This window comes from Pseudomonas sp. zjy_15, assembly GCF_043101865.1.
GTDB classification, from domain to species: Bacteria; Pseudomonadota; Gammaproteobacteria; order Pseudomonadales; family Pseudomonadaceae; genus Aquipseudomonas; species Aquipseudomonas putida_Y.
In genome coordinates this window covers 46,910-68,036 of the sequence record NZ_JBICII010000030.1, presented here as the reverse complement: position 1 = coordinate 68,036, position 21,127 = coordinate 46,910, and the positions used below count along the sequence as shown (strand labels likewise).

The 21,127-nt window shown below is 61.2% G+C and carries 19 protein-coding genes and 1 pseudogene; 12 read left to right on the top strand and 8 right to left on the bottom strand.

Annotated elements, in window-relative coordinates; translation table 11 throughout:
* Positions 1-2: 2 nt before the first annotated feature.
* The 3 genes from ACF8EF_RS04615 to choX all read right to left on the bottom strand — a co-directional run bounded on the left by ACF8EF_RS04615 (position 3) and on the right by choX (position 3,087).
* On the bottom strand, positions 3-968 hold the full coding sequence (locus ACF8EF_RS04615) for an L-carnitine dehydrogenase (RefSeq protein WP_020193114.1): 966 nt from the start codon (positions 966-968) through the stop codon (positions 3-5).
* Positions 969-1,134: 166 nt separating this feature from the next.
* Positions 1,135-2,019, bottom strand: coding sequence for a 3-keto-5-aminohexanoate cleavage protein (locus tag ACF8EF_RS04610; protein ID WP_339444654.1), 885 nt, complete (start codon positions 2,017-2,019; stop codon positions 1,135-1,137).
* Positions 2,020-2,142: 123 nt separating this feature from the next.
* Positions 2,143-3,087, bottom strand: coding sequence for a choline ABC transporter substrate-binding protein (gene choX, locus ACF8EF_RS04605; protein ID WP_014589378.1), 945 nt, complete (start codon positions 3,085-3,087; stop codon positions 2,143-2,145).
* Positions 3,088-3,232: 145 nt separating this feature from the next.
* Here choX and ACF8EF_RS04600 point away from each other — a divergent pair, with 145 nt between their 5' ends.
* Positions 3,233-4,180, top strand: a complete 948-nt coding sequence (locus tag ACF8EF_RS04600) for a GlxA family transcriptional regulator (RefSeq protein WP_392460602.1) — start codon at positions 3,233-3,235, stop codon at positions 4,178-4,180.
* Between the two features lie 3 nt (positions 4,181-4,183).
* On the opposite strand, the gene ACF8EF_RS04595 is transcribed toward ACF8EF_RS04600, so the two are convergent.
* From ACF8EF_RS04595 to ACF8EF_RS04585, 3 genes are all read right to left on the bottom strand, one after another.
* Positions 4,184-4,801: a hypothetical protein gene (locus ACF8EF_RS04595; RefSeq protein ID WP_176683572.1), complete on the bottom strand. Its 618-nt coding sequence runs from the start codon at positions 4,799-4,801 to the stop codon at positions 4,184-4,186.
* 73 nt (positions 4,802-4,874) lie between these two features.
* Complete coding sequence (locus ACF8EF_RS04590) at positions 4,875-5,567, bottom strand: hypothetical protein (RefSeq protein WP_020193117.1); 693 nt, start codon at positions 5,565-5,567, stop codon at positions 4,875-4,877.
* 138 nt (positions 5,568-5,705) lie between these two features.
* Positions 5,706-6,122, bottom strand: a complete 417-nt coding sequence (locus tag ACF8EF_RS04585) for a lysozyme inhibitor LprI family protein (protein WP_392460600.1) — start codon at positions 6,120-6,122, stop codon at positions 5,706-5,708.
* Positions 6,123-6,407: 285 nt separating this feature from the next.
* On the opposite strand from ACF8EF_RS04585, the gene ACF8EF_RS04580 reads away from it, so the two are divergent.
* The 7 genes from ACF8EF_RS04580 (at position 6,408) to ACF8EF_RS04550 (ending at position 15,545) form a co-directional block, all read left to right on the top strand.
* Positions 6,408-7,385 carry a dipeptidase gene (locus ACF8EF_RS04580; RefSeq protein ID WP_003255700.1) on the top strand — a complete coding sequence of 326 codons (978 nt, stop codon included), beginning with the start codon at positions 6,408-6,410 and terminating at the stop codon, positions 7,383-7,385.
* Positions 7,386-7,461: 76 nt separating this feature from the next.
* Positions 7,462-7,992 (top strand): DUF5943 domain-containing protein, encoded by a 531-nt coding sequence (locus ACF8EF_RS04575; protein WP_003255698.1) that lies wholly within the window; start codon positions 7,462-7,464, stop codon positions 7,990-7,992.
* 15 nt (positions 7,993-8,007) lie between these two features.
* On the top strand, positions 8,008-10,068 hold the full coding sequence (gene dgcA, locus ACF8EF_RS04570; RefSeq protein WP_003255697.1) for a dimethylglycine demethylation protein DgcA: 2,061 nt from the start codon (positions 8,008-8,010) through the stop codon (positions 10,066-10,068).
* 178 nt (positions 10,069-10,246) lie between these two features.
* On the top strand, positions 10,247-12,199 hold the full coding sequence (gene dgcB, locus ACF8EF_RS04565; protein WP_021782649.1) for a dimethylglycine demethylation protein DgcB: 1,953 nt from the start codon (positions 10,247-10,249) through the stop codon (positions 12,197-12,199).
* Positions 12,199-13,431, top strand: a complete 1,233-nt coding sequence (locus ACF8EF_RS04560; protein ID WP_176683570.1) for an electron transfer flavoprotein subunit alpha/FixB family protein — start codon at positions 12,199-12,201, stop codon at positions 13,429-13,431. Before dgcB ends, ACF8EF_RS04560 begins: the two co-directional genes overlap by 1 nt.
* Positions 13,432-13,441: 10 nt before the next feature.
* Positions 13,442-14,212 carry an electron transfer flavoprotein subunit beta gene (locus ACF8EF_RS04555; protein ID WP_176683569.1) on the top strand — a complete coding sequence of 257 codons (771 nt, stop codon included), beginning with the start codon at positions 13,442-13,444 and terminating at the stop codon, positions 14,210-14,212.
* Positions 14,213-14,813: 601 nt separating this feature from the next.
* A complete protein-coding gene (locus tag ACF8EF_RS04550) occupies positions 14,814-15,545 on the top strand; it encodes an RHS repeat-associated core domain-containing protein (protein WP_392460599.1) in 732 nt (243 codons plus the stop codon).
* 60 nt (positions 15,546-15,605) lie between these two features.
* Here ACF8EF_RS04550 and gbcA read toward each other — a convergent pair whose 3' ends face one another.
* Complete coding sequence (gbcA, locus tag ACF8EF_RS04545) at positions 15,606-16,898, bottom strand: glycine-betaine demethylase subunit GbcA (RefSeq protein WP_143494265.1); 1,293 nt, start codon at positions 16,896-16,898, stop codon at positions 15,606-15,608.
* A 295-nt stretch (positions 16,899-17,193) separates the two neighbouring features.
* Here gbcA and gbcB point away from each other — a divergent pair, with 295 nt between their 5' ends.
* Positions 17,194-18,294: a glycine-betaine demethylase subunit GbcB gene (gene gbcB, locus ACF8EF_RS04540; RefSeq protein WP_176683566.1), complete on the top strand. Its 1,101-nt coding sequence runs from the start codon at positions 17,194-17,196 to the stop codon at positions 18,292-18,294.
* A gap of 108 nt (positions 18,295-18,402) precedes the next feature.
* Here the strand turns inward: gbcB and ACF8EF_RS04535 are convergent, their stop codons facing one another.
* Positions 18,403-20,028: a methyl-accepting chemotaxis protein gene (locus tag ACF8EF_RS04535; protein ID WP_176683565.1), complete on the bottom strand. Its 1,626-nt coding sequence runs from the start codon at positions 20,026-20,028 to the stop codon at positions 18,403-18,405.
* A gap of 266 nt (positions 20,029-20,294) precedes the next feature.
* On the opposite strand from ACF8EF_RS04535, the gene ACF8EF_RS04530 reads away from it, so the two are divergent.
* The 3 genes and pseudogenes from ACF8EF_RS04530 to ACF8EF_RS04520 all read left to right on the top strand — a co-directional run.
* Entirely contained in the window at positions 20,295-20,525 is a 231-nt protein-coding gene (locus tag ACF8EF_RS04530; protein ID WP_003255686.1) for a hypothetical protein, read from the top strand.
* On the top strand, positions 20,522-20,824 hold the full coding sequence (locus ACF8EF_RS04525) for a cell division protein ZapA (RefSeq protein ID WP_003255684.1): 303 nt from the start codon (positions 20,522-20,524) through the stop codon (positions 20,822-20,824). The genes ACF8EF_RS04530 and ACF8EF_RS04525 overlap by 4 nt, the downstream gene beginning before the upstream one ends.
* 91 nt (positions 20,825-20,915) lie before the next feature.
* Positions 20,916-20,996, top strand: a pseudogene (locus tag ACF8EF_RS04520) (cell division protein ZapA); the annotation flags it as partial.
* Positions 20,997-21,127: the final 131 nt, after the last annotated feature.

Below are 21,127 nucleotides of genomic sequence, written 5' to 3'. Positions count from 1 at the left end.
CCTTAATCGCTGAATGACAGGCCGTGGCTGGCCTTGCTGGTTTTCACCGCTTCCAGTACCGCCAGCAGGGTGTCGTCACGGTAGCGCTCCAGTGCAGCGATACTGCGCTCGCCCTGTTGCTCAGAGGTGCCGCTCACCACATCGTCGATCAGCTTGTCGGTCAGTTCCGGTGCTGGCAGGTACGTCCAGGGCAGCTTCAGGGCCGGGCCGAACTGTGACATGAAGTGGCGCATGCCGGCATCGCCACCGGCCAGGGTATAGGTCAGAAACGTGCCCATGAACGACCAGCGCAAGCCTGCGCCGAAGCGAATCGCGTCGTCGATTTCGCCCGTGGTGGCAACGCCGTCGTTGACCAAGTGCAGGGCCTCGCGCCATAGCGCCTCGAGCAGGCGGTCGGCGATGAAACCTGGCACTTCCTTGCGCACATGCAGCGGGCGCATGCCGAGTGCGGTGTAGATGGTTTTGGCAGCTTCAATGGCCTCGGGTGAGGTGCGGCTGCCGCCGACGATCTCGACCAGCGGCAGCAGGTACACCGGGTTGAACGGGTGGCCGACGACGCAGCGTTCAGGGTGAGTCGACGACTCGTAGAACTCGCTGGGCAACAGGCCCGAAGTGCTTGAGCCGATGATTGCATCAGGCTTGGCTGCGGCGCTGATTTTTGCGTGCAGGTCGAGCTTGAGGTCCAGGCGCTCTGGTGCGCTTTCCTGGATGAAATCGGCGTTGCGTACGCATTCCTCGATGGTCGCCACGAACTTCAGGCGGTCTTGCGATGCGCCAGGGGCCAGGCCTTGTTTTTCCAGTGCCGGCCAGGCGTTGGCGACACGTTTGCGCAGTGCCTGCTCGGCGCCGGGCGCCGGGTCCCAGGCCACCACGTCCAGGCCATGGGCAAGGGCGCGGGCGACCCAGCCGCTGCCGATCACGCCGCTACCCAGGGCGGCGAAAGTTTTGATTTCAGTGATAAAGGGCATAGCTAGTCCTCAGGGTAAAACACAGTCATCAGGGCTCATGGCTAACCCTGTGGGAGCGGGCATGCCCGCGAACACCGGCGCGGGCGGTGCCATCCATCGCGTTGCCTGCTTCGCGGGCACGCCCGCCCCCACAGGGTCTTCGGCGCATTTGCCATCGTTTAAAGGATCAGCGGCGCTTGAGGTTCATTTTTTCCCGGCCTTCTGCCGGGCTGAGCACGCGGCCACCCATGCGGGTGATGATCTCGCTTGCGCGTTCCACCAGTTGGCCATTGCTGGCCAGCACGCCACGGTCCAGATACAAGTTGTCTTCCAGGCCCACCCGCACATTGCCGCCGAGCAACACGGCCTGCGCGGCCATGGGCATCTGCATGCGGCCGATGCCGAAGCCGGCCCAGGTGACGTTGGCAGGCAGGTTGTCGACCATGGCCTTCATGGTGGTGGTGTCGGCCGGTGCGCCCCACGGGATGCCCAGGCACAGCTGGAACAACGGGTCTTCGAGCAGGCCTTCCTTCATCATTTGCTTGGCGAACCACAGGTGGCCGGTGTCGAAGATTTCCAGCTCGGCCTTCACCCCCAGTTCGGTAATGCGCTTGGCGCCGGCGCGCAGTTGGGCCGGGGTGGACACGTAGATCGAGTTGCCGTCACCGAAATTGAGGGTGCCGCAATCGAGGGTGCAGATTTCCGGCAACAGTGCTTCGACATGGGCCAGGCGCTCCAGCGGGCCGATCAGGTCGGTGCCCGGGCCGAACGCCAGCGGCGTTTCACCCGGGCCGATTTCCAGGTCGCCGCCCATACCGGCGGTGAGGTTGACGATGATGTCCACGTCGGCTTCGCGGATACGCTCCATGACTTCGCGGTACAGCGCCACATCGCGGCTGAAACGGCCGGTCTGCGGGTCGCGGACGTGGCAGTGGACCACGGTGGCACCTGCTTTGGCGGCTTCCACGGCGGCTTCGGCGATCTGCTTGGGGGTAACCGGGACCAGGTGGCTTTTCGAGGCGGTGTCGCCTGCGCCGGTAAGGGCGCAGGTGATGATGACGTCGTGGTTCATGGTGCAGTTCCTTGTGATGTCGGTGTTGGCTTTTTCGCGGGCATGCCCGCTCCCACAGGATCAATGTGATCCCGAGTGTGGCGCTTTACCTGTGGGAGCGGGCTTGCCCGCGAAAGGGCACTGTCAGTTGGCGGTAAGCTTGAGGTTGTCCGCAGCCGGCTTGCCATCGAAGGTGGTCACACCCTCAAGCCAGCGGGCCTTGTCCTCTGGGTGGTCCTTGAGCCACTGGCGGGCTGATTCCAGCGCGTCCTTGTGGTCGAGCAGTGGCTGCATCATGCGGCTCTCGTCCTCGGCGCTGAACTTCAGGTTGGCCAGCAGGCGGTGGGCATTGGGGCAGCGTTCGGCGTAGTCCGGCGCCGTCACCGTCCACACCGTCGCACGGCCCTCGTCAGGGCCGAGCGCATCCTGGCTGTCACCCAGGTAGGCCATGTCGATGTTCACGTTCATCGGGTGCGGCGCCCAGCCGAAGAACACCACGGCCTCCTTGCGCCGCACCGCGCGGTCGACGGCGGCGAGCATGCCGGCCTCGCTGGACTCGACCAGCTGGAACTTGCCCAGGTCGAACTGGTTCTTGGTGATCATTGCCTTGATCTGCGTGTTGGCGCCGGAACCCGGTTCGATGCCATAGATCTTGCCGCCCAGCTCTTTCTCGAACTTGTGGATGTCGGCGAAGGTCTTCAAGCCCTTGTCGTAGAGGTATTTCGGCACGGCCAAGGTGGCGCGCGCGTCCTCCAGGCTTGGCTTGTCCAACACTTTGACCTGGTTGGCATCGACGAACGGGGTGATGGTCTGGGTCATGATCGGGTTCCAGTAACCCAGGAACATGTCCAGGCGTTTGTCGCGTATGCCGGCGAAGATGATCTGTTGCGAGGCACTGGTCTGTTTGGTCTGGTACCCCAGGCCGTCGAGCAGTACCTGGGCCATGGCGCTGGTGGCAATGACGTCGGTCCAGTTGACCACGCCAAGGCGCACGTTTTTGCAGGCGGCGGGCTCGGCGGCGAAAAGCGGGGTGGCGACGATGCTGCTCAGGGCAAGGGGCAACAGGCTGCGGCGGATCAAGCTGTGCATGGTGGCTCTCCATCGGCAGTGCATATTGTTATTGAGGGCGGCCTCTGCGGACCGTGTGAATACGCTACGCTGGCGCCACCTTGCCCAAGCGCACGCTAGCGACAGGAATTAGCACCGGGGCGACCAGTTTTCTGTGGAGGAGGGGATGATGGAGACGATAGCCTTTCTGTTGGTGCCCGGCTTTTCCGCCATGGGGTTCATTTCGGCGGTGGAGCCACTGCGGGTTGCCAATCGTTTTGGTGGGCAGTTGTATCGGTGGCAGGTGCTTAGCCTGGACGGTGAGGCGGTGCTGGCGAGCAATGGCATGTCGATCAATGCCGATGCCGCCCTGGGGGAGGGGGAGCCAGCCAACATTCTGCTGGTGGTTGCGGGCTTCGAACCGCTGGCCAATGTCGCACCCAAACTGCTGCATGCGCTGCGCCGGCTCAACCACGAAGCGGTCATGCTCGGTGGCATCGACACGGGCGCGATGGTGCTGGCCGAGGCAGGGCTGCTCGAGGGCTACCGGGCGACACTGCATTGGGAGGCGCTTGAGGCATTCAAGGAACGCTATCCAGGCCTTCAGGCCACCCAGGAACTGTTCGAGATTGACCGCAGCCGCATCACCTGTGCCGGCGGAACGGCCTCGATCGATTTGATGCTGCACCTGATTGCCCAGTCTCACGGCAGCGAACTTGCGGTCAAGGTGTCCGAGCAGTTCGTGCTGGGTCGTATCCGTCAGCGCCAGGACCACCAGCGCATGCAGATCGGTGCGCGTTATGGCATCAGCAACAAGAAGCTGATCCATGCCATTGGCGAAATGGAAAAACACATCGAACCACCGCTGAGCACGCTGGATCTGGCTGCCGCGATCAGGGTAACAAGGCGTCAATTGGAGCGCTTGTTTCGCATGCACCTTGATGCCACACCGAGCAGTTTCTATCTCGCGTTACGGCTGGACAAGGCGCGCCAGTTGCTGGCCCAGACCGACATGTCGGTGACTGAGATCAGCCTTGCGTGTGGGTTTGAACTGCCTTCGTATTTCACGCGGCGCTACAAGCTGAGGTTTGGGCGGTGCCCGCGGGAGGAACGTAGGCCTGGCGCTGCAAAGTGAGCTTCAATCCAGCTCGCGCTCGAGAATCGCCCTCAGTTTTTCGCGGTTCCTCGCTTGCAGGTCCTTGCGAAGCGGGGCGAAGCCCGCTGCATTGAAGCGTGCACCCAGATGGTCGAATATCAGGTTCAACTTTCTGGTGGGCTCGATCGGGTCGGTAATGCAGTAGGCATAAAACAGGATCGCAACCGGGACTTGGTCCCCTTCATGGTCCATTTCGATACTGAGATGTGAAGAGGCGTTCATGACGGTGAAGGTACGCGTACCTGCCGACTGCAGAGCGGCTTGAACATTTTCGTCGAGGCTCTTGAACCAAGGCCCTTTCTCGCGGGGCGGGGGTAGATAGCCACTGTAAACATCGCTTAATGCAAGCAAGTGCGGCTCATACACGATGGTTTTATGAGTATGTTCGAACAGGGTGAATTTCAGTGATTGCAAGGTGGCGAGAGCGACAGTGAACCATTGCTGAGGCTGGGTTTCCATCGAGTATTTTTCATTGGCCACTGCTTGTGAATAACGCAGGCATAGCTGCAAATCTTCCCATGTATCGAGTGTCAGCCAGGGCGCAGGCTTGATGCTTAGCCGCTCCTCGAATATTCGGGTGTCCAGGCTCGTATCGTCCATGTGGCATTGCTCCTTGATGGATGCAGATGACCAGAACCGGGTACCAGCGCGCGCTGGTACCCGGCCTCGCTAATCAGATAGCGAGAAACGCGCCGAGGTCGCCTTTGATCTTCTCATTCACAAGGTCACGTGCAGCGTCGAAGTGACGAACGCTGAACGTGCCTTGTTGCGAAGCGCGATAAACGCGGGTAGAGGTTTTGTCGACCTTGCGGGTCAGGGCGCCTTCACGCTCGACTTTCGAGTCGTAGCTGGCCTGGAAGCTGGTCATGTGCATCGCGGGCAGGCCTTGTGGCGTCATTTCGCACTGGGCGACCACGAAGTTGCTCGATTTGCCGGTTTCGCTATGGCTGTGCTTTTCCAGGTGCGCCTTGACTTCCGGTTTCTGCACGACAATTTGCAGAACACGCCGGGCGCAGGCGGCGCGACGAGGGTCCGCGGAGACGCTGATGGTGACGGACTTGGTGATCAGCTCTGCCAGGGTCAGGTTGTCCTCATCAATGGCATCTTCGGCATGTGCAGCACCTGTCATGGTCCAGCCGAACTTGATCAGGCCATCGTTGTAGAAGTTGTACCACTCGCGCTGCTGGGTTTCCTTGTCGAACTTCTTGTTGGCCAGTTCGGTCATCAAGCGCATGCCGGCCAGGATGTCTTCCGCAATGTTGGCAGGCACATTGTCAGCGAAGATGCAGATGGTCTGGCCGGTAGCGGCTACGCGCTCTTGACCCTCTTTGCGGATTTTTTCCATTTCAACTTTGATGTCAGCCACTTTGTAATTCCTTGATAGTTGTGAGTTCCAAGACGCACATGGGGAGCACGTGGTCTGAGGGCACTATCGAGCAATCAAGCAGGGGGCATCAGCGGCATGTTGTTCCTCTGGAGCTGATCCTTCACTCGCGCGAGCTGATCAATCTTCGGGTGCCAGCTCTTCACTGTTTTGCAGGCCCAGGCTGCGCAAGTACTCCGCTCGCTCATCGCTGCGCTGTGCAATGCAGCTGTTCCAGGCGATCTGGTAGGCCTTGCTGCCTGGTTGTTCAGCATGGGTTTCGACCTTGCAGTCTGCATCGCGCAGTTGGCTCCAGACTTGCTCGGCTGCGTCAATTCGCGACATCAGGCCAGCCTCGTCGCCAAACTGATCACGCATGCGCTCGATCAGGTCGTCGTAGGCCGACTGCAGTTCACGCTCGGCGATCTGCTTGTTGAATGCTGCGCAGGCGAAGGTCTGCTGGTCGGTCTCCACATTGTCGCAAGGTGTGCTTTCTTCCTCGCTGGCCTGGGCACCGCTCACGATGGCCAGCAGCACCAGCCATGCCATTGATTTCATCCGTTTTCTCCTCAACAGGCTGTCGAATCGCAGGGATTCTCGCTCAGCCTGAGGTCCGGTGGTAGCTCCCTGGTCAAATGTTCATGTACCGGCCGCAAATGGCGTTATCGAGACTGTCTCTCATCCCCGGAACACGCGCCAGACGCGCTCTTGTCGCGCATTGACGCTTTCGGCAAACCCCCTGTCGTTTTTGCACCGGGGCGCCTCGGGGCACAGGCATATGCTGGCCTCAAAGCGCCGGCAGAAGGTTTGGCGCGACCCAACTCTATAAAAGGGGACAGCCTGATGAGCCCAGCCGAATTACACGCCGACAGCATCGTCATCGATGGCCTGATCATCGCCAAATGGAACCGCGAGCTGTTCGAAGACATGCGCAAAGGCGGCCTCACTGCGGCCAACTGCACGGTGTCGGTCTGGGAAGGGTTCAAGGCTACTGTCGACAACATTGCGTCCAGCCAGAAGCTGATCCGCGACAACAGCGACCTGGTGATGCCGGTGCGCACCACCGCCGACATCCGCAAGGCCAAGGAGCTGGGCAAGACCGGCATCCTCTTCGGCTTCCAGAACGCCCATGCGTTCGAAGACCAGATCGCTTATGTGGACGTGTTCAAGCAGCTGGGCGTGGGCATCGTGCAGATGTGCTACAACACCCAGAACCTGGTTGGCACCGGCTGCTACGAGCGTGACGGCGGGCTGTCCGGCTTCGGTCGCGAGATCGTTGCCGAGATGAACCGTGTCGGCATCATGTGCGACCTGTCCCACGTCGGCTCCAAGACTTCCGAAGAAGTCATCCTCGAATCGAAAAAGCCGGTGTGCTACTCGCACTGCCTGCCCTCGGGCCTGAAAGAGCACCCGCGCAACAAGTCGGACGAAGAGCTGAAGTTCATCGCCGATCACGGCGGTTTCGTCGGCGTCACCATGTTCGCGCCGTTCCTGGCCAAAGGCATTGATTCGACCATCGATGACTACGCCGAAGCCATCGAGTACACCATGAACATCGTCGGTGAAGACGCCATCGGTATCGGTACTGACTTCACCCAGGGTCACGGCCAGGACTTCTTCGAATACCTGACCCATGACAAGGGCTACGCCCGCCGCCTGACCAACTTCGGCAAGATCATCAACCCGCTGGGCATTCGCACCGTCGGCGAATTCCCCAACCTCACCGAGACCTTGCTCAAGCGCGGCCACTCCGAGCGTGTGGTGCGCAAGATCATGGGCGAGAACTGGGTAAACGTCCTCAAGGATGTCTGGGGCGAGTAAGCCGCTCTCCAAGCCTGATAGCCCCTGCCAGCAACGCCGGGGCACCCACAAAAAATTTTTATGGAGTTGAGTTTCCATGGCCAAAATCGCCCCGCAATTGCCAATCGAAGTCGACAGCGAGACCGGTGTCTGGACCAGCGACGCCTTGCCGATGCTGTATGTGCCTCGTCATTTCTTCGTCAATAACCATATGGGCATCGAGGAAGTGCTGGGCGCCGACGCCTATGCCGAAATCCTCTACAAGGCTGGCTACAAGTCCGCCTGGCACTGGTGTGAGAAAGAGGCCGAGTGCCATGGCCTGGAAGGCGTAGCGGTGTTCGAGCACTACATGAAGCGCCTGAGCCAGCGTGGCTGGGGCCTGTTCGAGATCCAGGATATCGACCTGGATAAAGGTACCTGCAGCGTCAAGCTCAAGCACTCTGCGTTCGTGTACGTCTATGGCAAGTGCGGCCGCAAGGTCGACTACATGTTCACCGGCTGGTTCGCCGGCGCGATGGACCAGATTCTCGCTGCCCGCGGCAGCAAGATCCGCACCGTGGCCGAACAGGTCTATGGCGGGTCGGAAGAAGGCCACGAAGATGGCCTGTTCGTTACAAAGCCGTTGTAAGCCGGAGATAGCGTCATGGCATTCGAAGCAATGTTCCAGCCGATTCAGATCGGCAAACTGACCATCCGCAACCGTGTGCTCAGCACCGCGCACGCCGAGGTCTACGCCACTGACGGCGGCATGACGACCGACCGCTATGTGAAGTACTACGAAGAGAAGGCCAAGGGCGGCATCGGCCTGGCCATCTGTGGCGGCTCGTCGGTGGTAGCCATCGACAGCCCGCAGGAATGGTGGGCATCGGTCAACCTGTCGACCGACCGCATCATCCCGCACTTCCAGAATCTTGCCGACGCCATGCACAAGCATGGCGCCAAGATCATGATCCAGATTACCCACATGGGCCGTCGCTCGCGTTGGGACGGCTTCAACTGGCCGACGCTGATGTCGCCATCGGGCATTCGCGAACCTGTGCACCGCGCCACCTGCAAAACCATCGAGGTGGAAGAGATCTGGCGGGTAATCGGCAACTACGCGCAGGCTGCGCGTCGCGCCAAAGAGGGCGGCCTGGACGGCGTGGAATTGTCGGCGGTGCACCAGCACATGATCGACCAGTTCTGGAGCCCACGGGTCAACAAGCGTACCGACGAATGGGGCGGTACCTTTGAAGGCCGCATGAAATTCGGCCTGGAAGTACTGAAAGCCGTGCGCGCCGAAGTGGGTGACGACTTCTGTGTAGGCATGCGTATCTGTGGTGACGAGTTCCACCCCGATGGCCTCAGCCACGAGGACATGAAGCAGATCGCCGCCTACTACGACGCCACCGGCATGCTCGACTTCATCGGTGTGGTCGGCTCGGGTTGCGATACTCACAACACCCTGGCCAACGTCATCCCCAACATGAGCTACCCGCCGGAGCCGTTCCTGCACCTGGCGGCCGGTATCAAGGAAGTGGTCAAGGTCCCGGTGCTGCACGCGCAGAACATCAAAGACCCGAACCAGGCCACGCGCATCCTTGAAGGCGGCTACGTGGACATGGTCGGCATGACCCGTGCGCACATGGCAGACCCGCACCTGATCGCCAAGATCAAGATGGGCCAGATCGACCAGATCAAGCAGTGCGTCGGTGCCAACTACTGCATCGACCGCCAGTACCAGGGCCTCGATGTGCTGTGCATCCAGAACGCCGCGACCTCCCGTGAATACATGGGTGTGCCGCACATCATCGAGAAGACCACCGGCGTCAAGCGCAAGGTGGTGGTGGTTGGCGCAGGCCCTGCGGGCATGGAAGCGGCCCGTGTGGCTGCTGAACGCGGCCACGATGTGACCCTGTTCGAGAAGAGGGACCAGATCGGCGGGCAGATCACCATTGCCGCCAAGGCCCCGCAGCGTGACCAGATTGCCGGTATCACCCGCTGGTACCAGCTTGAGCTGGCTCGCCTGAAAGTCGACTTGCGCCTGGGCACTGCCGCTGATGTGGCCGCCATCCAGGACCTGCGCCCGGACGTCATCGTGCTGGCCGTAGGTGGGCACTCGTTCCTGGAGCAGAACGAGCACTGGGGCGCCGCTGAAGGGCTGGTGGTCAGCAGCTGGGATGTGCTCGATGGCAAGGTAGCGCCGGGCAAGAACGTGCTGGTGTACGACACCATCTGCGAATTCACCGGTATGTCGGTGGCCGACTTCATCGCCGACAAAGGTAGCCAGGTCGAGATCGTCACCGACGACATCAAGCCAGGCGTGGCCATGGGTGGTACCACTTTCCCCACCTACTACCGCAGCATGTACCCCAAAGAAGTGATCATGACCGGCGACATGATGCTGGAAAAGGTCTACCGCGAAGGCGACAAGCTGGTGGCGGTACTGGAGAACGAATACACCGGCGCCAAGGAAGAGCGCGTGGTCGATCAGGTAGTGGTCGAGAACGGCGTGCGCCCTGACGAAGAGCTGTACTACGCGCTCAAGGAAGGTTCGCGCAACAAGGGCCAGATCGACGTGGAGGCGCTGTTCGCCATCAAGCCACAGCCGATCCTGAGCCAGCCGGGCGAAGGCTACCTGTTGTATCGCATCGGCGACTGCGTGGCCCAGCGCAACGTGCATGCGGCGATCTACGACGCCTTGCGCCTCTGCAAGGACTTCTGATCGTTAACAGTCGCCGCCATCGGGCGCGATCCCTGTAGGAGCGGGTTTACCCGCGAATGCGTCAGCACTGACAACACTGTTGCCTGACCGGACGCATTCGCGGGTGAACCCGCTCTTACATGGGGCCAGTCTCGCCCTCTGGTCGGCGCAAGAATCCAGCTGTTTGTGGGAGTCTCCCATGTTGAACACCCTTCTACCCATCCTGCTGTTCGCTGCCCTTGGCCTGGCAGTGCTCGGTGCCTTGCGCCGGGTGCGCATGTGGCGCCGTGGCCGGCCGTCCAAGGTCAACCTGATCGGCGGCCTGCTGGCCATGCCGCGCCGCTACCTGGTGGACCTGCACCACGTGGTTGAGCGCGACAAATACATGTCCAAGACCCACGTGGCCACTGCGGGCGGCTTTGTGCTGTCTGCTGCCCTGGCCATTCTGGTGCATGGTTTTGGCCTGCAGAGCAAGATCCTCGGCTACGCACTGCTGGTAGCCACGGTGATCATGTTCACCGGTGCCATCTTTGTCTTCAAACGCCGCCTCAACCCGCCTTCTCGCCTGTCCAAGGGCCCGTGGATGCGCCTGCCGAAGAGTTTGCTGGCGTTCGCCGTGAGCTTCTTCATTGCCACCCTGCCGGTCGCCGGTATCCTGCCGGCCAACACCGGAGGCTGGGTGATGGTCGCCATTCTGGGCCTGGGTGTGCTGTGGGGTGTGTCGGAGCTGTTCTTTGGCATGACCTGGGGCGGCCCGATGAAGCACGCCTTCGCCGGTGCCTTGCACCTGGCCTGGCACCGCCGTGCCGATCGCTTCGGCGGCGGCCGCTCCACCGGCCTAAAGCCGCTGGATCTGGAAGACCCGAACGCCCCTCTGGGTGTGGAAAAACCGGTGGACTTCACCTGGAACCAGCTGCTGGGCTTCGATGCCTGCGTGCAGTGCGGTAAATGTGAAGCCATGTGCCCGGCCTTTGCCGCTGGCCAGCCGCTGAACCCGAAAAAACTCATCCAGGACATGGTCATCGGCCTTGCCGGTGGCACTGACGCGCAATTCGCCGGTAGCCCGTACCCTGGCAAACCGATCGGCGAACACGGCGGCAATCCGCACCAGCCGATCGTCAATGGCCTGGTCGACGCCGAAACACTGTGGTCCTGCACCACCTGCCGTGCCTGCGTCGAAGAGTGCCCGATGATGATCGAGCACGTCGATGCCATCGTCGACATGCGCCGCCACCTCACCCTGGAAAAGGGCGCCACCCCGAACAAGGGCGCCGAGGTGCTGGACAACCTGATCGCCACCGACAACCCCGGCGGCTTCGCCCCCGGCGGGCGGATGAACTGGGCTGCCGACCTTAACCTGCAACTGCTGTCTGAAGTCAAAGCGACCGAAGTGTTGTTCTGGGTTGGCGATGGTGCCTTCGACATGCGTAACCAGCGCACTTTGCGTTCGTTTGTCAAAGTGTTGAAAGCCTCGGGTGTGGATTTTGCCGTACTCGGCCTGGAAGAGCGCGACAGCGGCGACGTGGCGCGTCGCCTGGGCGATGAGGCGACCTTCCAGCAACTGGCCAAGCGCAACATCCAGACCTTGGCGAAATACAAGTTCCAGCGCATCGTTACCTGCGATCCGCACAGCTTCCATGTGCTGAAGAACGAATACGGCGCCTTGGGCGGTGACTACCAGGTGCAGCACCACAGTACCTACATCGCCGAACTGATCGCGGCCAAGAAGCTCAATCTCGGCCAGCACAAGGGCGGCAGCGTCACCTACCATGATCCGTGCTACCTGGGCCGCTACAACGGCGAGTACGAAGCCCCGCGCGAAGTGCTCAAGGCGCTGGGAATCGAGGTGCGCGAGATGCAGCGCTCGGGCTTCCGTTCCCGTTGCTGCGGTGGCGGTGGCGGGGCGCCGATCACTGACATCCCTGGCAAGCAGCGTATTCCCGATATGCGCATGGACGACATCCGTGAGACCGAGGCCGAGCTGGTAGCCGTGGGTTGTCCGCAGTGCACCGCCATGCTTGAAGGCGTGGTCGAACCGCGCCCGCAGATCAAGGATTTGGCTGAACTGGTGGCCGACGTGCTGATCGAGGAGGACGGCTCCACTGTCCCAAAGCCGCAAACGGCTAAACGTGAACCTGCGGAGGTGCACTGATGAGCGACATTATCCGCCGCGACCCACGCGCCGAGTGGATCGCCCGTAACCGTCTGCACCCGCTGCATGCTGCGATGCAGACGCAACAGACCAGCTGGATGGGGCCCAACGGCATCATCCGCAAGAACCCGCATGCGATTGCCGCGGGCTTTGTCGGCCCGGCCGGCATCAAGCGTATCGATCGCAGCGGCGCCCAGCAGGGCACCGGTGCGGGTGGACGGCGCACGGCAGCGGTCGAGGTCAAGTTGCCATTGCACCAGGTGCCGGAGCCGGCGTTCTACATTGCCGTTGTGCCGGACATGGTTGGTGGCCGCCTGAGCAGCCACGACCGCGACCTGCTCGGCCTGGCTCACAGCCTGGCCGGCAGCGACGGGGCAGTGCTGGCCGTGGTGTTCAACGAGCACAAGGAAAGCAACTTTTCCACAGCCGGTGTCGACCGCCTGCTGGTTATCGAAGGCGAGGCCTTTGAAGGTTATGCACCGGAGCAACTGGTGCAAGGCCTACGGACTGTGGATAACCAGTTCACGCCGCGCCACTGGCTGCTGCCCGACAGCCGCACCGGTGGCGGTGAACTGGGTCGGCGCCTGGGCGCAGCGCTGGGCGAGCGCCCGGCAACGCGGGTATGGCAGGTCAAGGACGGCCAGTGCATCGGCCGCGCCGGTGCCGGCCAGCAAGACCTGCAACGCGCCGTGCCGCGTCTGATCCTGGCGGCGGCCGAGTGCGCCGAACCGGTCAGCGAAACCCGTCACGAAGCCTTGCCGGTGGAGTTGTCCACAGGTGTGGTGCGCAGCCTGCCGCGCATCGAAGACCTTGGTTCGGTGGCCGTCGACCCGGCCACCATTGCCATGGCCGAAGCCGAGTTCATCGTCTCGGGCGGCAACGGTGTCAAGGACTGGGACCTGTACCACAAGGCCACTGCAGCCCTCGGCGCTACCGAAGGTGCCTCGCGGGTGGCAGTGGACGACGGCTTCATGCCGCGTAACCGCCAGGTGGGGGCTACCGGCACCTGGGTTACCGCGCGTGTCTACGTGGCTGTGGGTATCTCGGGCGCGATCCAGCACCTGCAGGGTATCGGTGCCTGCGACAAGGTGGTGGCGATCAACATGGATCCGGGCTGCGACATGATCAAACGGGCTGACCTGTCGGTGATTGGCGACAGCTCGGCGATTCTCAAGGCGCTGATCGAGGCTGTGGACAACTTCCGCAGCGGCGGCCATCGCGACGCGGCATAAGGGCACGAGCATGAGTACGAAAGTGATCAGCCTGGTTTCCATTGGTGCCCACCCCAGCTCTGGCCGCGCCCGCCGCGCCGAGCAGGATGCCCGCGCCGTGGAACTGGGTTTGCAGCTGGCTGGGGATAACTTGCAGGTGGTGCATGCGGGCGACCCGCGTGAAGAGGCGCTGCGCGCCTACCTGGGCATGGGCCTGGACCACCTCGACGTGCTGGAGCAACCGGCCGGTGCCGATGTGCTGGGCGTGCTGGGCGATTATCTGCGCGACGCCGGGGCCCAGTTGGTGCTGACCGGCAGCCAGGCCGAGACTGGCGAGGGTTCGGGCATGTTGCCGTTCCTGTTGGCCGAAAAGCTTGGCTGGCCACTGATTGTCGGGTTGGCCGAGGTGGAGTCGATCGATAACGGTACCGCCCAGGTGTTGCAGGCTTTGCCACGTGGTCAGCGGCGTCGGCTGAAGGTGCGCCTGCCATTGCTGGCGACTGTGGATAACGCTGCGCCCAAGCCGCGCCAGAGCGCTTTTGGGCCTGCGCGCCGGGGGGTGTTGGCGGCGCGTAATGTGGCCATCGTCGAAGACGAATTGTTGGCCGAAGCCGAGCTGCAACCGGCCCGGCCTCGACCCAAGCGCTTGAAGGTGATCAAGGCCAAGAGCGGCGCCGATCGGATGAAGGCGGCAACCGCCAAGGCCAGTGGCGGTGGTGGCAAGGTGATGAAGGACGTTTCGCCGCAAGAAGGCGCTGAGGCGATCCTCAAGCTGCTGGTGGAAGAGGGTGTCCTGCGCTGAAGCAGCAGGGCTAGAGGTCTCTTTGTGGGAGCGTCCCGGCAAGGCCGCTCCCCTCATTCAATACTCAGCATCGAGCGAGCGCTTTTGCCCACCGAATCTGTTCGCCAAGGTGTGGATAAAGTGTTTGTGCATGTCTACAGGCCTGTTGTGACGGGCTCTCCAAGGTTTTGGTCAAAAAACGATCAGGCACTCTTCCAATCTTCGCATGCGCGTATGTCAGCATTTTTCTGATTTTGCCCACAATCGCTGTTAGCCGGTCTGTGGATAATCTGTTCGGTTACGGCTGCAGGCTGCGTAGTTGAAGGCCTGGAAAGATTTGGTCAAAAAATGATCGATATCGACTTGATCCTACTCAATCCTTGCTAATCATGGCCTTGAGCCGTTTATCCACAACCCGATTGCATAAAATTATTGGGTTGCTCACAAAGTCTGTTGGTGTCTCTGTGGACAAGGTGTATGAACTCCGCTGTAGCCCAGTGATAATGCGGGCTAGGCCAATATGATCAAATAATGATCAGTATCGTGCCTGACATTTTTGCCAGTACTCAAGCACACGATCGCTCATTACCCTGTCCACATTATGCAAGTAGTGTGGATAACCATGACGACATGTCTGCTTGACATCGACCAGCAGCAATCGGGATTGGGGGCGGGATATTACGAGCCGCGCGCCTACTCGCCTTACGGTGGCATGAGTGCAGTCTCGGTACGAGGTCTGGCTTTCAGCGGCCAGTACCTGGATCTGGTGACAGGTAGCTATCCATTGGGCAATGGCCATCGCTTCTACCGGCCGAGCCTCAGGCGGTTCATAAGCCCTGACGTGTTAAGCCCGTTCGGAAAGGGCGGGCTCAATGCCTACGCCTACTGCCAAGGTGACCCTGTAAACTTTGCTGACCCTAGTGGCCGTTTCCCCGCCATCATTGCGCCAGTCAGAAACCTCGTCACGGGAGTGATCAACCTAGGCATCAGTGTCGTGAAAATGTACCGAAACTACCGTACAGGGCGAGACTTCGCCCTCAATAGTGGTTACCCGGCGAGCCGCTCAGGGGTTTTCACGTACGGTACGTCGGAGCATGCGGTCGCGCGATGGTCTGTAGCGGATAAGGTGGTGTCGGCCGCGGGAAGCATCAGCGCCTCATTGAGTATTGGTACGGCTACCGCGCGGTTGATTACACCGGGATCCGAGGTGTTGGCGTGGGTTGATTTTGGGGTGGCCTCATTCGCCACAGTTTTGTCAGCTTATGAGCTTTACGGATTGGCAACGTCGTCTGCCGAGCGGCGCTATCCCATACAGCCGGTGGCTTATGAGATGCGTAGGGGAGTGCAGCCTTAAGATGCAGTGGCGTGAAAGCGCCATGCTTCGGTCGCCGAAGCATGGCGGGTGTATCAGTTACTACTGCGCCTGCACTTCTTTCAGGTATGGCGCCGGCTCTGCCCCCAGGTTGTTCAGCACGCGCTGGCTGTACCAGTCAATGAAATTCACCACACCAAACTCGTAAGTCTTCGAGTAAGGGCCAGGCTGGTACGCCGTGGAGTTGATACCGCGCTGGTTCTCTTCGGCCAGACGACGGTCCTGGTCGTTGGTGGCGTCCCACACCTTGCGCATGTTCTCGGGGTTGTAGTCCACACCCTCGACGGCATCCTTGTGCACCAGCCACTTGGTGGTGACCATGGTTTCCTGTGCACTGATCGGCCACACGGTGAACACGATCATGTGGTCGCCCATGCAGTGGTTCCAGGAGTGCGGCAGGTGCAGGATGCGCATCGAGCCAAGGTCCGGGTTCTTGATGCGACCCATCAGCTTCTGGCAGGCCTGCTTGCCGTCCATGGTCATCGACACGGTGCCCTTGAGCAGTGGCATGCGCACGATACGGTTACGCAGGCCGTGGCTCTTGTGCAGATACGGGATCTTCTCGGCTTCCCAGGCAGCGGCGGAGGCGGCCACGTGGTCCTTGAATTCCTGGCTGGCGCGCGGGTCGTTGGTGTCGTCCCACTCCAACAGGGTTTGCAGCAGTTCCGGGTGCGAACCGTTGCAGTGGTAGCACTCGCGGTTGTTTTCCAGCACCAGCTTCCAGTTGGCCTTTTCCATCAAGGTGGTTTGCACCGCCACCTTGGTGTTCTCCATGTCGTACGGTTCCATGTAATGGTCCAGCGTGGCCAGGAACTCGTCGATGGCAGGCGGGTTTTCCGCCAGGCTGATGAAGATGTAGCCGCCGGCAACCTTCACGTTCACGGGCTTGAGGCCATACTGGTTCATATCGAAGTCAGCACCCATCTCGGTGCCGGCGAACAGCAGGCGGCCGTCCAGCTCGTAAGTCCACTGGTGATATGGGCACACCAGTTTGGCCACCTTGCCTTTCTCGCTGACGCACAGGCGCGAACCGCGGTGGCGGCAGACGTTGTGGAACGCATGTACCTTGCCTTCGGCACCGCGCACTACAATGATCGGGTTCTTGCCGATCTGCAGGGTGATGTAGTTGCCCTTGGCCGGGATCTCGCAGGTCATGCCGGCGATCAACCATTCTTTATGGAAGATTTCCTGCATGTCGATCTGGAACAGACGCTCGTCGGTGTAGAAAGGCTGGGGTAGCGAGTAGGTGCGCTCGCGGGTCTGCAACATCTCGGCGGTGGCCTTGCGTGCAGGTTCAAGTGGATCGCCCAGGCTCAGGGTTGCGGTGACGTCCATCGTGTATTCCTCGGGGCCGTATGCGGCCGGCAAAAGGTGGCTAATCGTTGTTGTGGTGCCGCAAGGCTGTTTCAGACAAAACAGCGAGTTCTTTTGCCGTGGAGTGTGCGTCCGAAGACGCCGCGAACCGTATCCACGGGCGACATGGCCGATTTGAATAACGACGCGCCAGCCCTTGTGCCACGGGGCTGGTCGCGATAAGCACGTCGATGTCGCAGGCAGGAATGTACGTCGTCTTCAGCTTGCGCATTATCGCAGCCATGAAAAGGGCCATAGTCGGCCGCTGGAGATGAACATGTCCGATACCTTCCTCAATCCGGTCACTACCCAGACCTGGGCCAACGGCCGCCACATCGTGCGCTGCGTCAAGGTCATCCAGGAGACCTGGGACGTGCGCACCTTCTGCTTCATGGCCGACCAGCCGATCATGTTCTTCTTCAAGCCGGGGCAGTTCGTCACCCTGGAGCTGGAGATCGAAGGCAAGCCCGTGATGCGGTCCTACACCATCTCCAGTTCGCCGTCAGTGCCCTACAGCTTCTCGATCACCGTCAAGCGTGTGCCGGGCGGCCTGGTCTCCAACTTCCTGCACGACACCATGCACGAAGGCCTCGAGCTGCCGGTGCACGGCCCTGTGGGCCTGTTCAACGCCATCGACTTCCCGTCGAGCAAGGTGCTGTACCTGTCGGGCGGTGTGGGTATTACCCCGGTGATGTCGATGGCGCGCTGGTTCTACGACACCAACGCCAATGTCGACATGGTGTTCGTGCACAGCGCCCGTTCGCCGAAGGACATCATCTACCACCGCGAGCTGGAGCAGATGGCTTCGCGCATCCCCAACTTCAGCCTGCACATCATTTGCGAAAAGCATGGCCTGGGCGAGCCGTGGGCGGGGTACCGCGGTTACCTGAACCAGCGGCTGATGGAGCTGATCGCGCCGGACTACATGGAGCGCGTGGTGTTCTGCTGCGGCCCGACGCCGTACATGACAGCGGTCAAGCGCCTGCTCGAAGCGGTCGGCTTCGACATGGCGAATTACCATGAGGAATCGTTCGGCGCGACGCCGGCAGAAGCCAAGGCCGATGCCGTGGAGCACGCCGAGCAGGCGGCCGATGCACCGGAGCTGGACGTGTCCGACCTCAATCTGGTGGAGTTCATCGGCAGCGAGAAGAGCATCCGCATCGCCCCGGGCGAGACCGTGCATGCGGCGGCAGCCAAGGTTGGCCTGATGATCCCGAAAGCCTGCGGCATGGGTATCTGCGGCACCTGCAAGGTGCTCAAGCTGGGCGGCGAGGTGGAGATGGAGCACAACGGCGGCATCACCGAAGAGGATGAAGCCGAGGGTTACATCCTGTCGTGCTGCAGCGTGCCGAAAGGGGATGTGCGGATCGATTACTGATCCAGTGGCCAGTCTGGATTCTTCGCGGGCACGCCCGCTCCCACAGGGTCATCGCTATCTTCAGGACTGCGGTGAACCTTGCGGGAGCGGGCGTGCCCGCGAATGCTTCTAGGTGCGGAACCGGGCTACCAGGCCATTGAGGTCTACCGCCAGGCGCGACAGCTCGGCACTCGCCGCGCTGGTCTGATGCGCCCCGGTAGCGCTCTGCACCGACAGGTCGTTGATGTTCACCAGGTTGCGGTCCACTTCCCGCGCTACCTGGGCCTGCTCTTCCGCCGCACTGGCAATCACCAGGTTGCGCTCGTTGATCTGCGCCACCGCGCCGGCGATGGTGTCCAGTGCCATGCCCGCGCCACGGGCGATGTTCAGTGTCGACTCCGCACGCTCGGTGCTGGTGCGCATCGATTCTACCGCCTCTTCCGTACCGCCCTGGATGCTGCCGATCATGCGCTCGATTTCGCTGGTCGACTGTTGGGTACGGTGAGCCAGTGCCCGCACCTCATCCGCCACCACGGCAAAACCACGGCCCGCTTCACCGGCGCGCGCCGCTTCGATGGCTGCGTTGAGCGCCAGCAGGTTGGTCTGGTCGGCCAGGCCACGGATCACGTCGAGCACCTTGCCAATGTCGCGCGACTGCTCGGCCAGGTGGGTGATCAGCTTGGCGGTAGCTTGCACATCACCGCTCATGCGCTCGATTGCACCCACGGTTTCCATCACCAGGTCACGACCATCACCGGTGGAGCGGCTGGCTTCACTGGACGCTTCTGAGGTGCTCACGGCATTGCGCGCCACTTCTTCCACTGCGCTGGTCATTTCGGTGACTGCAGTGGCGGCCTGTTCAATCTCATTGTTCTGCTGCTGCAGGCCACGGGCACTTTCGTCGGTGACGGAATTCAACTCTTCTGCTGCCGAGGCCAGCTGGGTGGCGGAGCCGGCGATCTGCTGCAAGGTGTCGCGCAGCTTGTCCTGCATGCGCGCCATGGCGCGCAACAACCGGGCGGCTTCGTCGGTGCCCTCTGCGCGGATGACGTGGGTCAGGTCGCCGTCGGCGACTTGTTCGGCGCTTTTGAGCGCTTCTTCGATCGGTTTGACGATGCTGCGGGTCAGCAGGAAGGCGCAGGCGAAGGTCAGTACGGTGGCGGCAACCAGCAGGCCGATCACCAGGGCGAAAGCGCTGGCATACTGGCTGGCGGCTTTCTCGTTGGTGGCGCGAGTCTGATCAGTGTTGATGCGTACCAAGGTGTCCATGACCTTGTTGATCTGCTCGGAGTTGGCCAGCAGGTCGCGGTTGAGCAGGTCCTGCAGTTCATCCAGGCGGTCGGCCTGGCTCAGTGTGCGCATGCGTGATTCCAGTTGGCGGTACTGGTTGAGCAACTGACCGTACTGGTCGAATGCTGCCTGTTCGTCGGCGGCGATGATCATTGGCAGGTAGGCCTGGCGTGCCCGGTCGATCTGGCTGTTGCGCTGGTCAAGAAGATTGAGGGTATCGCGTTGGGTTGCCGGCTCGCGGTTGAGCAGCAGGCGATAGGAAAGCGTGCGCATGCGCAGGTTCAGCGCGGTGAGTTCGTCGAGGATCTTGATGCTGGGCACGCTGACTTGCTCGATGGCAACGCCCGCCTGGCGGATGTTGCCCATCTGCACCAGGGAGAAGATACCAAGGCCGAGCATCAGCAGGCCGATGAGCGCGAAGCCGAGAAGCGCGCGCGGGGCGATATTCATGTTGCGTAGGGACATGGAGAGGAGGATCCAGGCAAGTGGGAAAAGAGCGACAAAACATGACTTGCCGGGCTATCGGTCGTGACTGGCCAGTCTTGAATGCGTTCGGGGAAAATTGTGCAACCGCTGGCCTTTTCCTGACCGGCGGTTGATCCAGGTCGGAACAAGGGGTCGATTACCCTGTCAATCTGCGGGTCAGACACCTTATGAATCCGATATTTAATGGCGATAGGGCGCACTTTTCTTTATCGTGTGTGCCCCTCGCAACAACCTGAGATAGACCCATGCTGGAAGCTTCCCTGAATCAAATCGAGCAACTGGTCAGCGACCTGATGCAGAAAAACGCTCAACTCATCGAGCAGAACACCGCCCTTGGCCAGGAACTGGCCCAGGCCAAGGAAGAGAACGAAACCCTGCAGCTGTCGCTGATGGAGCAGGAAGAGAAGAACGGCGCTACCGCAGCACGCATCCAGGCCCTGGTCGAGCGCGCCAGCGCGGGCGTTGTTGGCGCATGAGACTGCAGGAGCAGCCGATCAATGTCGTGTCGATTCTCGGCATCGACTATTCGATCAAGGCGCCCGAAGGCCAGGAAGAAACCCTGGCCCAGGCGGTACGGATGCTCAATAAAGCCCTTAACGAGACCAAGCGTCAGTACCCGACCTTGATCGGTGACAAACTGCTGGTGCTGGCTGCCCTTAACCTGTGCTCCAAACAGGTCGAACTGCAGAAAGAGCATCAGCAGACCCTTGCGCGTACTCAAGCGCAGATCGATGCCACGGTGGATGCCATCGTGCGTACCATCGCTGAGCAATAAGGCCGTACACCGTCCCCCGTAGGAGCGGGTTCACCCGCGAATGCGTCAGTGGCTTCAACATCGCATTCGCGGGTAAACCCGCTCCTACAGGCATCAGCAGACCCTTGCGCGTACTCAAGCGCAGATCGATGCCACAGTGGATGCCATCGTGCGGACCATCGCTGAGCAATAAGGCCGTACACCGTCCCCCGTAGGAGCGGGTTCACCCGCGAATGCGTCAGTGGCTTCAACATCGCATTCGCGGGTAAACCCGCTCCTACAGGGTGCATCTGATTGCTTCAGATCACTGGATTAACTGGATAC

Bases quoted from the DNA above. Each gene is read 5' to 3' on its own strand.
- ACF8EF_RS04615 (WP_020193114.1), bottom strand. From the start codon at position 968: ATGCCCTTTATCACTGAAATCAAAACTTTCGCCGCCCTGGGTAGCGGC.
- ACF8EF_RS04610 (WP_339444654.1), bottom strand. From the start codon at position 2,019: ATGAACCACGACGTCATCATCACCTGCGCCCTTACCGGCGCAGGCGAC.
- choX (WP_014589378.1), bottom strand. From the start codon at position 3,087: ATGCACAGCTTGATCCGCCGCAGCCTGTTGCCCCTTGCCCTGAGCAGC.
- ACF8EF_RS04600 (WP_392460602.1), top strand. From the start codon at position 3,233: ATGATGGAGACGATAGCCTTTCTGTTGGTGCCCGGCTTTTCCGCCATG.
- ACF8EF_RS04595 (WP_176683572.1), bottom strand. From the start codon at position 4,801: ATGGACGATACGAGCCTGGACACCCGAATATTCGAGGAGCGGCTAAGC.
- ACF8EF_RS04585 (WP_392460600.1), bottom strand. From the start codon at position 6,122: ATGAAATCAATGGCATGGCTGGTGCTGCTGGCCATCGTGAGCGGTGCC.
- ACF8EF_RS04580 (WP_003255700.1), top strand. From the start codon at position 6,408: ATGAGCCCAGCCGAATTACACGCCGACAGCATCGTCATCGATGGCCTG.
- ACF8EF_RS04575 (WP_003255698.1), top strand. From the start codon at position 7,462: ATGGCCAAAATCGCCCCGCAATTGCCAATCGAAGTCGACAGCGAGACC.
- dgcA (WP_003255697.1), top strand. From the start codon at position 8,008: ATGGCATTCGAAGCAATGTTCCAGCCGATTCAGATCGGCAAACTGACC.
- dgcB (WP_021782649.1), top strand. From the start codon at position 10,247: ATGTTGAACACCCTTCTACCCATCCTGCTGTTCGCTGCCCTTGGCCTG.
- ACF8EF_RS04560 (WP_176683570.1), top strand. From the start codon at position 12,199: ATGAGCGACATTATCCGCCGCGACCCACGCGCCGAGTGGATCGCCCGT.
- ACF8EF_RS04555 (WP_176683569.1), top strand. From the start codon at position 13,442: ATGAGTACGAAAGTGATCAGCCTGGTTTCCATTGGTGCCCACCCCAGC.
- ACF8EF_RS04550 (WP_392460599.1), top strand. From the start codon at position 14,814: ATGACGACATGTCTGCTTGACATCGACCAGCAGCAATCGGGATTGGGG.
- gbcA (WP_143494265.1), bottom strand. From the start codon at position 16,898: ATGGACGTCACCGCAACCCTGAGCCTGGGCGATCCACTTGAACCTGCA.
- gbcB (WP_176683566.1), top strand. From the start codon at position 17,194: ATGTCCGATACCTTCCTCAATCCGGTCACTACCCAGACCTGGGCCAAC.
- ACF8EF_RS04535 (WP_176683565.1), bottom strand. From the start codon at position 20,028: ATGTCCCTACGCAACATGAATATCGCCCCGCGCGCGCTTCTCGGCTTC.
- ACF8EF_RS04530 (WP_003255686.1), top strand. From the start codon at position 20,295: ATGCTGGAAGCTTCCCTGAATCAAATCGAGCAACTGGTCAGCGACCTG.
- ACF8EF_RS04525 (WP_003255684.1), top strand. From the start codon at position 20,522: ATGAGACTGCAGGAGCAGCCGATCAATGTCGTGTCGATTCTCGGCATC.